The 11,166-nt window shown below is 45.5% G+C and carries 7 protein-coding genes and 1 pseudogene; 4 read left to right on the top strand and 4 right to left on the bottom strand.

Features of this window, described 5'->3' with window-relative positions; genetic code table 11:
• Nucleotides 1–58 precede the first annotated feature (58 nt).
• Together lptG and lptF are read right to left on the bottom strand one after the other, a co-directional pair.
• Entirely contained in the window at nt 59–1,129 is a 1,071-nt protein-coding gene (lptG, locus tag RH85_RS09455) for an LPS export ABC transporter permease LptG (protein WP_006711995.1), read from the bottom strand.
• A 3-nt stretch (nt 1,130–1,132) separates the two neighbouring features.
• Nucleotides 1,133–2,236, bottom strand: a complete 1,104-nt coding sequence (gene lptF / locus RH85_RS09450) for an LPS export ABC transporter permease LptF (RefSeq protein ID WP_006711994.1) — start codon at nt 2,234–2,236, stop codon at nt 1,133–1,135.
• A 192-nt stretch (nt 2,237–2,428) separates the two neighbouring features.
• Here lptF and pepA point away from each other — a divergent pair, with 192 nt between their 5' ends.
• From pepA to RH85_RS09435, 3 genes are all read left to right on the top strand, one after another.
• Nucleotides 2,429–3,949 carry a leucyl aminopeptidase gene (gene pepA, locus RH85_RS09445; protein ID WP_006711993.1) on the top strand — a complete coding sequence of 507 codons (1,521 nt, stop codon included), beginning with the start codon at nt 2,429–2,431 and terminating at the stop codon, nt 3,947–3,949.
• Between the two features lie 155 nt (nt 3,950–4,104).
• Nucleotides 4,105–4,554, top strand: a complete 450-nt coding sequence (locus RH85_RS09440) for a DNA polymerase III subunit chi (protein WP_006711992.1) — start codon at nt 4,105–4,107, stop codon at nt 4,552–4,554.
• Between the two features lie 207 nt (nt 4,555–4,761).
• Nucleotides 4,762–7,635, top strand: coding sequence for a valine--tRNA ligase (locus RH85_RS09435; RefSeq protein WP_006711991.1), 2,874 nt, complete (start codon nt 4,762–4,764; stop codon nt 7,633–7,635).
• Between the two features lie 94 nt (nt 7,636–7,729).
• Here RH85_RS09435 and RH85_RS09430 read toward each other — a convergent pair whose 3' ends face one another.
• Nucleotides 7,730–8,692, bottom strand: coding sequence for a D-2-hydroxyacid dehydrogenase (locus RH85_RS09430; RefSeq protein WP_006711990.1), 963 nt, complete (start codon nt 8,690–8,692; stop codon nt 7,730–7,732).
• Nucleotides 8,693–8,763: 71 nt separating this feature from the next.
• Nucleotides 8,764–9,501 (bottom strand): bifunctional tRNA pseudouridine(32) synthase/23S rRNA pseudouridine(746) synthase RluA, encoded by a 738-nt coding sequence (gene rluA / locus RH85_RS09425; protein ID WP_006711989.1) that lies wholly within the window; start codon nt 9,499–9,501, stop codon nt 8,764–8,766.
• Between the two features lie 330 nt (nt 9,502–9,831).
• Between rluA and RH85_RS09420 the strand changes: the two are divergent.
• Nucleotides 9,832–11,112 (top strand): annotated as a pseudogene (locus RH85_RS09420) (Nramp family divalent metal transporter).
• Nucleotides 11,113–11,166: the final 54 nt, after the last annotated feature.

The following is an 11,166-nucleotide window of genomic DNA, read 5'->3' as shown; positions in this document are numbered from 1 at the left end:
ATAAAAAAGCCCTCACTATACCGTGAGGGCTTTTTTTTTTAATACTAAGATAAACGGGTTAAAGCTTACGTCTGAGTAACATTATCGCAATGGTCAAGAACACAATACTTGGCATGATCGCGCCAAATGCGGGCGGAATGTTATACACCAAACTGAGTGGCCCAAAGAATTCACTCGATATATAGAATGAGAAACCAGCCACAACGCCCGATAAGATACGCGCCCCCATGGTCACACTACGCAGTGGACCAAAGATGAACGACAGCGCCATCAACATCATTACCGCAATCGAGAACGGCTGCGTCACTTTACGCCAAAACGCCAGTTCATAACGCGAGGCATCTTGCTCTGATGCTTTTAAGTAATCGACATAATCATACAAACCAAGCAGAGAAAGTTCTTCAGGCTTTACCGTCACCACAGCCAAACGCTCTGGTTCTAGGGACGTTTTCCAATTTAACTCTGGCAATGTCTCTTTCGATAAACGAATAGGATCAGACATATCGGTCACTTGTACGTCTTTCATTCGCCAGTTTTTATCTCCAACGTATTCTGCTTCTTTAGCGTAAAATACATTTTCCAATTGTTTGCTGTCATCGAAACGCCACATCTGTAAGCCATAAAGCTTTTCATCTTCAATCTTACCAATAAAGATAAAATCATTGGCATCTCGCGCCCAAACTCCAGTTCGGACCGACATGATGGCCCCATTGGTGGTGGCAAAGGCACGTAAATCTCGCGCCATTTTTTGCGCTTGTGGTGCGCCCCACTGGCCTAATAACGTCACGATGATCATCAATGGTACTGCGGTTTTTAACACCGACAAGCCGATATCTAACTTCGAGAAACCCGCCGCTTGCATCACCACCAGCTCAGAGCTCGACGCCAACATGCCCAAACCAATTAGCGCACCTAACAGCGCTGCCATTGGGAAAAACATTTCGATATCACGAGGGACACTCAAGCCAACGAAAAGCAAAGCTTGGAGCAAATCGTAGCTACCTTGGCCAACTTTACGCAACTGCTCGACATACTTGATGATGGCAGAGAGACCAACAAAGGTTGCCAATACCATCGTCGAGGTAACAATAATGGTTCGACCGATATAGAGGTCTAAAATCTTAAACACGATTTAGGCTGCCTTCTTCTTTTGTCGCAATTTATCTTTAAAGCGTCGCACTGGAATACTATCCATTAAATTGACACTAATTGCCGTCATCAGTAACGCGAAATTAATTGGCCACATACCCACATACGAAGGAATCGAGCCATCTTCTAGCGCGGATTTCGTCGCGCTGATCGCAAGGAAATAAGCCAGATAAGTCAAGATAGCAGGGCCCATTTTCGCAAAGCGACCTTGACGAGGGTTAACCGCTGAAAGTGGCACCACCAACATCGTCAGCAATGGAATACACACCACTAACGAAATTCGCCATTGTAATTCTGCTTGCGCTTTCGGGTTTGAGTTGCCGACCAACTCTAGCGTTGGAATTGCCTCCCAATCACGCCCTTTACGTTTCACTTCACTTTGACCAATAACACCTTGGTACTGTTCAAAGTTAGTCACCATGTAGTCAATCCGTGTCGGAACGCCTTCATAGCGAGTACCGTCATACATACGAATCACTTGGCGACCATCGCTGAGTTCTTTGACTTCGCCCGATTTAGAAAACGATACGCTCGGCAGAATCGAATCACGTGGACGCATTTGAGCAATAAAAACATTGCTGAGCTTGTCATCACGAATCTCATCAATAAACACTACTGATGAGCCATCCGGTGTGCCTTGGAAGTGCCCTTTCTTCAACAAGTCGACGCTATTTTCCGCCTGAACCTGCTCTTCCAGTTGAATTAACTTCTCTTGACTATATGGCGAAAAGAAAAACGCATTAAACCCGGCTGCAACACCGGTAATCACCGCTAAATACAACGCAGCACGGATCAGAAATTTATTTCCGATCCCCGTCGCATTCATTACGGTAATTTCACTTTCCGCGTACAAACGGCCAAAGGTGAGCAAGATGCCCAAAAACAGACTCAGTGGCAGCATTAATAAGCCCATAGAAGGCATACTAAGGCCAACATAGCTCATCACCAGTCCAGCAGGTATTTCACCGTCTGAAGCTTCCGCTAGCACACTAATCAATTTTTGGCTCAAAAAGACCAAGAAAAGGATAAAAAAGATCGCAAATTGGCTTTTGAGTGTCTCGCGGATCAAATATCTAACAATAATCACGCTGAAATTACCTATACAAAACTTGTTTTTTTAATTGAATCACTATAATTTCTCGTTGAACCCGTTATTTTTTGAAATTTTCAGCTAACTGTTAGCTCACTTATTTAAAGGTAGTTCCGATTAAGGAATCAACAAGTAAGCGGGCATTATCTAACATTTAGTTCTATTTGTCTTCAGGATGTAGGAGTACTCATGGAGTTCAGTGTTAAAAGTGGTAGCCCTGAGAAACAGCGCAGCGCTTGTATTGTCGTTGGCGTCTTTGAACCACGTCGCCTCTCTCCAGTGGCCGAACAGCTAGATAAAATCAGCGACGGCTATATCAGTTCACTACTTCGTCGTGGTGACCTTGAAGGAAAACCTGGCCAGATGCTACTTTTGCATCAAGTACCTGGCGTGCTTTCAGAGCGCGTACTACTGGTAGGCTGCGGTAAAGAACGCGAGCTAGGCGAGCGTCAATACAAAGAAATTATCCAAAAGACCATTAACACGCTAAATGAAACTGGCTCAATGGAAGCAGTATGCTTCTTAACTGAGTTGCATGTTAAAGGCCGCGATACTTATTGGAAAGTTCGTCAAGCAGTCGAAGCGACTAAAGACGGCCTTTACACTTTCGATCAGTTTAAAACAATTAAACCAGAAACGCGCCGTCCATTGCGTAAATTAGTTTTCAACGTACCAACACGTCGTGAGCTAAACCTAGGCGAACGTGCAATTGCCCATGGCCTAGCCATTGCTTCTGGTGTAAAAGCGTCGAAAGATCTTGGCAACATGCCACCAAACGTTGCCAATCCAGCTTACCTTGCTTCTCAAGCACGCCGTCTTGCAGATGACTATGAGTCAATCACCACCAAAATCATTGGTGAGCAAGAGATGGAAAAACTGGGTATGACGTCATACCTTGCGGTTGGCCGCGGCTCGAAAAACGAATCAATGATGTCGATTATCGAGTACAAAGGCAATCCGAACACAGAAGCTAAACCGATTGTGCTTGTAGGTAAAGGTTTAACCTTCGATTCAGGCGGTATTTCTCTAAAACCAGGCGATGGCATGGATGAGATGAAATACGATATGTGTGGCGCGGCATCGGTATTTGGTACCATGAAAGCACTAGCAAAACTGAATCTGCCTATTAATGTAGTCGGTATTTTAGCAGGCTGTGAAAACATGCCTGGCAGCAATGCTTACCGCCCTGGCGACATTCTTACCACCATGTCAGGTCAAACGGTTGAAGTATTAAATACCGATGCTGAAGGCCGCTTGGTTCTTTGTGATGCTCTGACATATGTAGAGCGTTTTGAACCAGACTGTGTGGTTGACGTCGCGACTCTGACTGGCGCATGTGTGATTGCACTGGGCCACCACATTAGTGGTGTACTATCAAACCACAATCCACTGTCTCATGAATTAGTCAATGCTTCTGAGCAAGCAAGTGACCGTGCATGGCGTCTACCAATGGCAGACGAGTACCATGAACAGTTGAAGAGCCCATTTGCTGATATGGCAAACATCGGTGGCCGCCCTGGCGGTACGATCACGGCTGGCTGCTTCTTGTCTAAATTTACTAAGAAGTACAACTGGGCCCACATTGATATCGCAGGTACTGCGTGGAAATCTGGTGCAGCGAAAGGTTCTACCGGTCGTCCGGTCTCAATGCTTGTCCAATTCCTACTCAATCGTAGTGGCCAAGACGCTGAGGAACAAACCTCAAAATAGTGAAAAGGGCCGCAAGGCCCTTTTTTATTGTTCGATATCGAGTAGAAACATTACTCAAATGTGCTCTCACGAGTTAAAACGCTAACCTAGCTAGTACCGAGCAGATTGCCTACCAGCTAAACTTAGTTGGGCAGCAATAGACGGAATTCATCACTATGGCCAATGCAACTTTTTACATCATCAAAGCAGATAGCCCGCAAGCAAATGAATCTGGCTTTCTCGGCTATGTGGTGTTTCTTGCTCAGCATTTTGCCAAGCAAGGCGCTAAGGTATACCTCAACAGCCAAGATAAACAGCAAGCCGAACAGCTGGCAGAATTATTCTGGCAAGTCAAACCCGAGCACTATATCGGCCACAATTTAGTCGGCGAAGGGCCAAAGTATGGCACCAATGTTGAGATTGGCCATCAGGCACTGAAGCCAAGCTGGAACCGCCAACTGGTAATAAATTTGGCGGAAAATGAGACAACCTTTGCGAACAAGTTTGCTGAGGTGGTAGACTTCGTGCCTTGCGAAGAAAAAGCTAAGCAGCTCGCAAGAGAAAGATATAAAATCTACCGACAAGCAGGTTATCAACTGCAAACGATCGAGATCGAACACAACTAGCGGTCAATCCTTATAGTTAAGCTCTCCTACCAGAGAGTTCACTTATAAGAATTGACCATGATTAACCAGAACCAGTCCTCTAAATAGCTGGGCTTAGAGCAAGGCAACTCATGCGTAAATTGATAAGCATACATCAGTATGTGATTGATATTTACGAGTACAGTTAACGCCGCTATCTGCCCAAATATGACGAGGTGAAAGAGCGCTATGGAAAAGACATACAACCCAACTTCAATCGAACAAGCTTTATACCAAGCTTGGGAAGAAAAAGGCTACTTTAAGCCACACGGTGACACTTCAAAAGAAGCTTACAGCATCATGATCCCGCCACCGAACGTCACTGGTAGCCTACATATGGGCCACGCGTTCCAAGATACCATCATGGATACTCTTATCCGTGCACAACGTATGAAAGGTAAAAATACGTTATGGCAGGTTGGTACTGACCACGCAGGTATCGCGACTCAAATGGTTGTTGAGCGTAAGATTGCCGCTGAAGAAGGCAAAACTAAGCACGACTACGGCCGTGAAGCTTTCATCGACAAAATCTGGGAATGGAAAGCCGAGTCTGGTGGCACCATCACTCAGCAGCTTCGTCGTCTTGGCGCATCAGTAGACTGGGATCGTGAGCGCTTCACTATGGATGATGGCTTATCAGCTGCGACTCAAGAAGTGTTTGTTCGTCTTTACGAAGAAGACTTGATCTACCGTGGCAAACGCCTAGTAAACTGGGATCCTAAGCTACACACGGCAATCTCAGATCTTGAAGTAGAAAACAAAGAATCTAAAGGCTTCATGTGGCACTTCCGTTACCCACTCGCAAACGGCGTTAAAACGGCAGACGGCAAAGACTACATTGTGGTTGCGACCACGCGTCCTGAAACCATGCTGGGCGATACTGGTGTTGCAGTAAACCCAGAAGATCCTCGTTATAAAGATCTGATTGGTCAGCACATTGAACTACCTATCGTAGGCCGTTTAATTCCTATCGTAGGCGATGAGCATGCGGACATGGAAAAAGGCACTGGTTGTGTGAAAATCACACCTGCACACGACTTTAACGACTACGAAGTTGGTAAGCGCCATAGCCTGCCAATGATCAACATCCTAACCTTCAATGCGGATATCCGTACGACGGCAGAAGTCTTCACCACCAATGGCGAAGAAAGCGATGTTTATTCAAATGAATTGCCAGCGAAATACCAAGGTATGGAACGCTTTGCTGCACGTAAAGCAATCGTTGCTGAATTTGAAGAACTGGGCCTGCTTGAAGAGATCAAAGATCACGATCTAACTGTTCCTTACGGTGACCGTGGCGGCGTGGTTATTGAACCAATGCTGACTGACCAATGGTACGTACGCACTGCGCCTCTTGCTGCTCCTGCGGTAAAAGCGGTTGAAGATGGTCAAATCCAATTCGTTCCTAAGCAGTACGAAAACATGTACTTCTCTTGGATGCGTGACGTGCAAGACTGGTGTATTTCACGCCAACTTTGGTGGGGTCACCGTATTCCTGCATGGTACGACAACGAAGGTAAAGTTTACGTTGGCCGCACTGAAGAAGAAGTACGTGAAAAGAACAATCTTGCACCTGTCGTGGTACTACGCCAAGACGACGATGTGCTGGACACATGGTTCTCTTCTGCTCTTTGGACATTCGGCACACAAGGCTGGCCTGAAAATACAGACGCACTGAAAACATTCCACCCATCAGAAGTACTGGTATCTGGTTTCGATATCATCTTCTTCTGGGTTGCGCGTATGATCATGATGACCATGCACTTCGTTAAAGACGAAGACGGTCAGCCACAAGTACCTTTCAAAACTGTTTATATGACCGGTCTGATCCGTGATGAAAACGGCGACAAGATGTCGAAATCGAAAGGTAACGTGCTTGACCCTATCGATATGATCGATGGTATCGGCCTTGAAGAGCTAGTAGAAAAGCGTTGTGGCAACATGATGCAACCTCAACTAGCGAAGAAGATCGAAAAAGCAACGCGTAAGACATTTGAAAACGGCATCGAACCATACGGTACCGATGCACTGCGTTTCACCCTTGCAGCAATGGCATCAACCGGTCGTGATATCAACTGGGATATGAAGCGTCTAGAGGGTTACCGTAACTTCTGTAACAAACTATGGAACGCTAGCCGTTACGTACTGATGAATACTGAAGAGCACGATTGTGGCATGTCGCTAGCACCTGCTGATCGCGCTAACATGGAATTCTCACTGGCAGACAAATGGATTGAATCTCAGTTTGAAATCGCAGCAAAAGAGTTTAACGCTCACCTAGACAACTACCGTCTAGATATGGCGGCAAACACGCTGTACGAATTCATCTGGAACCAATTCTGTGACTGGTACCTAGAGCTAACAAAACCGGTTCTATGGAAAGGCACTGAAGCGCAGCAACAAGCAACGCGTTACACGCTAATCACGGTTCTAGAGAAGACACTTCGTCTTGCTCACCCAGTGATTCCTTACATCACTGAATCAATCTGGCAGAGCGTTAAGCCGCTGATTGACGGTGTTGAAGGTGAGACCATTATGACTCAAGTGCTGCCTCAGTTTAATGCAGACAACTTCGACGCTGAAATCGTTGCTGATATCGAGTGGGTGAAAACCTTTATCACCGCTATCCGTAACCTACGCGCAGAATACGACATCGCCCCAAGCCAAGGTTTGGAAGTTATGATCAAAGTAGCAGATGAAAAAGATGCTGCGCGCCTAGAAGCGAACAAGATCGTACTAACCTCTCTAGCAAAACTAGACGAGATTAAAGTACTGGCTACGGGCGAAGAAACTCCGGCTTGTGCAACCAAATTGGTTGGCAAATCTGAGCTAATGATCCCAATGGCGGGTCTAATCGATAAAGATGCAGAACTTGCTCGTCTTGATAAAGAAGTCGCTAAGACTCACGGCGAAATCAAGCGTATCGAAGGCAAGCTTGGCAACGAAGGTTTCGTGGCTAAAGCTCCTGAAGTGGTAATCGCAAAAGAGCGTGAGAAGCTAGACGGCTACAAAGAAATGTTAGTGAAACTGGAAGAGCAAAAAGCGACGATCGCTGCGCTATAATTTGTTTCTCTACTGCATTGTAAGTTAAAAAAGACCGGTCACTGACCGGTCTTTTTGTTTTTATTAGCAAAGAAAGCAAGGTAAGGCGTGAACGTTATACCACTCGGTTTTGCGCTTCCCCCGCAACGTAAGCTCGGATATTATCAATCAAGATATTAACCAAATTTTTAATCGACGAATCACTTCCCCAAGCCACATGCGGTGTTAATAATAAATTGGCTAAATCTGCATTAGCGATTAAAGGGTTGGTCTCATCGGCAGGCTCTTGAGTAAAGACATCTACGCCAGCTCCGCCAATGCGCTGCTCTTTCAACGCAGTGACTAAGGCTTGCTCATCCACTAACCCACCACGGCCTGTATTAATTAGAATTGCATCAGACTTCATTTGTTGCAGCTCGGCGGTACCAATCAAATTGCGCGTATCATCATTCAACGGGCAATGCAGGCTGATGACATCCGCCATCATCAAGACTCGCTCAAAAGGTAAATATCCATCACGGCACAGCTTACTGCCTTTACGCTCGGCAAAAATCACCTTCATACCGAGTGCTTTCGCTAGCGCCGCGGTTGCCTGCCCCAATCCTCCACTGCCAATAATCCCGAGAGTCGCCCCCGCAATATCACCAATAGGGTGAGTGAAAAAACAAAACTGTTTGGCACGCAGCCATTCACCAGCAGCAATATCATTGTGATAGCCACGCAAATTGCGCCTAAGGGCAAACATCAAAGCGATCACATGTTCAGGTACTGATTGGGTGGCATAGCCGCGAATATTCGCCACAGCAATGCCTTGCTGTTGGCAATAAGCAATATCAACGTTGTTATAACCCGTTGCGCACACAGCAATAAGCTCAAGATTCGGCAACTGCGATAAGATCAGCTCATCGAGCACGACTTTGTTACTAATAACAATTTGCGCTTGGCTGAGACGTTCAACAACTTGCTGAGGCTCTGTCGCATCATATTCGATCCATTGGTGATCAAAAGGCAGATGAGGGAATTCAATATGAGAGGGGATAGTCGAACGATCAAGAAAGACAACAGTAGGTAGCGACATAGTTTCTCCTTGTGCTACCGAGATTGCCAGCCTACTGGAAACATCCCGCAAGCTGACGATCTGCTTACTTTTTATGGCTTCGGTAGCATTTTATAGTCTGGTAATTTTCGCACAGGATCGAAATAGGTAAAGATCATCTCTTCGGCTTCAGGATAAAAGTCACAAGGGACAAAAACAGTGCGCAGCCAATCACTCTTAGGATGATAAAAACTCAGCTCTGCTGCATGCAGTGCCAAACGATCTGAGCAAGTAAATGCCTCACCTTCAGAGTAAAATTCATCACCAACAATAGGATGACCTAAGGCTTGCATGTGCACGCGTAATTGATGTGAGCGCCCAGTGATCGGCAATAAGCGAACAATGGTGGTTTTCTCTTCACGCTTAGCCACTTGGAACAAGGTTTTTGACGGTTTACCCGTCTCATGGCACACCATCTGTCTTGGGCGATTTGGCCAATCACAAATCAAAGGCAAATCAATTTCGCCTTCTTCTTGCTCTACATGGCCCCAAACGCGCGCATAGTAAACCTTATGGGTCAGACGATATTGAAATTGCTTTTTCAAGGCACTTTCGGCACGTTTGTTCTTCGCTAGCACCATTAACCCTGACGTGTCCATATCTAAACGATGGACTATTTGTGCGTCTGGGTGAGTCTCTTGCACACGGCTCCATGTGCTATCACGATGCTCAGCTAAACGGCCCGGTACCGATAACAATCCTGATGGCTTATTGACCGCCAAAATTTGTTCATCTTCAAACACTATTTCAACCCACGGATCTCGTGGTGGGTTGTACTCCAGCATGGCCATAATCTTTCTCTAAGCTAAATTTTCGCGCTGATTATAACCACTACTATCAATAATGACAGAGTAGAACTCAATTATGCACATAATCACGCCAACCTTAAAAATCAAACGACATTAACGACTTGTTTGACCACTTTTATTGCTTAATTCTTAGGTTATCAAACCAATATATTCAAATATCTCAACACGATAATTCAACCAAAAGACTTGAAAAGAGACTTTACTCTTTACGATAAATTTCTTATCGACTTGATTGTAAAACAAAATTGACGAGATCGTCTCGATTGCGGTTTATTTAAACTATTAAAAAGGATGTAAACACAAGGATAAATCATGGAAAATACCTCAGAGGCAAGTACCGCACCAGCGCGCCAAAACTCATTGGCACAACTGGTTCGGTCTATGGGCCCCGGAATTATGATGGCCGCAGCGGCTGTTGGCGGATCACATCTCGTCGCCTCAACGCAAGCAGGAGCGATTTACGGCTACCAACTCGCTTTACTCATTTTATTGGTCAACTTATTTAAGTACCCGTTTTTCCGCGCCAGTATTCAGTACACCATGGGCACAGGTGAAAGTTTAGTGGAAGGTTATGCCAAAATGGGCAAGCCATATCTGTGGTTATTTGCCCTGCTGTGCGTTTTCTCCGCGATTATCAATACGGCGGCATTATTACTTTTTAGTGCTAGCTTATTGGGTTATTTCATTCCATTTGAATTGTCCGCGATTGCACTGTGTTTTATTGTGCTCATCACTTGTTTAGCGATTTTATTTGCTGGCCACTACAAAGCACTCGATGGACTGTCAAAAGCCATTATGGCGGTACTAACGGTCGCCACCGTGGTTGCGGTTATCATGGCGGCCAGCAATCCTGTAGTTCCAAGTAGCGACTTTGCCTCACCATCACCTTGGACATTAGCGGCGATTGGTTTCATTGTGGTCACTATGGGTTGGATGCCAGCGCCTATTGAGATCTCAAGCTTAACGTCTATGTGGCTTAAGAGTCAGCGCCGTTACCATAATGTCACCGCGAAATCGGCTTTGTTTGATTTCAATGTCGGCTATATCGGCACCGCATTACTTGCGATTGTGTTCCTTTCTCTCGGCGCTCTTGTGCTGCATGGTAGCGGTATTAGTTTATCCAAATCTGGTGCAGGCTTTTCTCATCAATTAATCAATTTGTACGCATCAACAATTGGTGAGTGGTCACGCTATCTCATTGCCGTCATCGAATTCTTTTGCATTTTTGGCAGTACCATTACCGTCATTGATGGCTACGCACGAGTCATTTCAGAATCGCAACGCCTATTGCGTAAGCAACCTGAAATGAATCCAAGAACCACGCAAAATTGGATGTTAGGTATTTCGGCTTTGGCGATCGCCATCATTCTATTTGGGCTGGCGCACTATTGCCAATGCTCGACTTTGCCATGGTGATGGCCTTTATTACCACTCCATTTTTTGCGTTGTTAAACTATATTTTGGTAACGCGCACTCAACTGCCCGCAGAGCTAGCACTGAGTAAAAGCCAAAAGTGGCTCTCTATTAGTTAGTGGCTTAATTTACTTATTTGGCTTCTTAGCGCTGTTTATTTGGTGGAAATGGTTCATTTAACAATCTGAGTAAATCGCTCATTACCAGAAACAAAAAAGGCCTTCGCAATGAAGG

Source organism: Vibrio ichthyoenteri ATCC 700023 (assembly GCF_000222605.1).
GTDB lineage: Bacteria > Pseudomonadota > Gammaproteobacteria > Enterobacterales > Vibrionaceae > Vibrio > Vibrio ichthyoenteri.
This window is presented reverse-complemented; position numbering and strand designations above follow the sequence as displayed.

Coding starts and splice junctions, on each gene's coding strand:
- pepA (WP_006711993.1), top strand. CDS start 2,429: ATGGAGTTCAGTGTTAAAAGTGGTAGCCCTGAGAAACAGCGCAGCGCT.
- RH85_RS09440 (WP_006711992.1), top strand. CDS start 4,105: ATGGCCAATGCAACTTTTTACATCATCAAAGCAGATAGCCCGCAAGCA.
- RH85_RS09435 (WP_006711991.1), top strand. CDS start 4,762: ATGGAAAAGACATACAACCCAACTTCAATCGAACAAGCTTTATACCAA.
- RH85_RS09430 (WP_006711990.1), bottom strand. CDS start 8,692: ATGTCGCTACCTACTGTTGTCTTTCTTGATCGTTCGACTATCCCCTCT.
- rluA (WP_006711989.1), bottom strand. CDS start 9,501: ATGGCCATGCTGGAGTACAACCCACCACGAGATCCGTGGGTTGAAATA.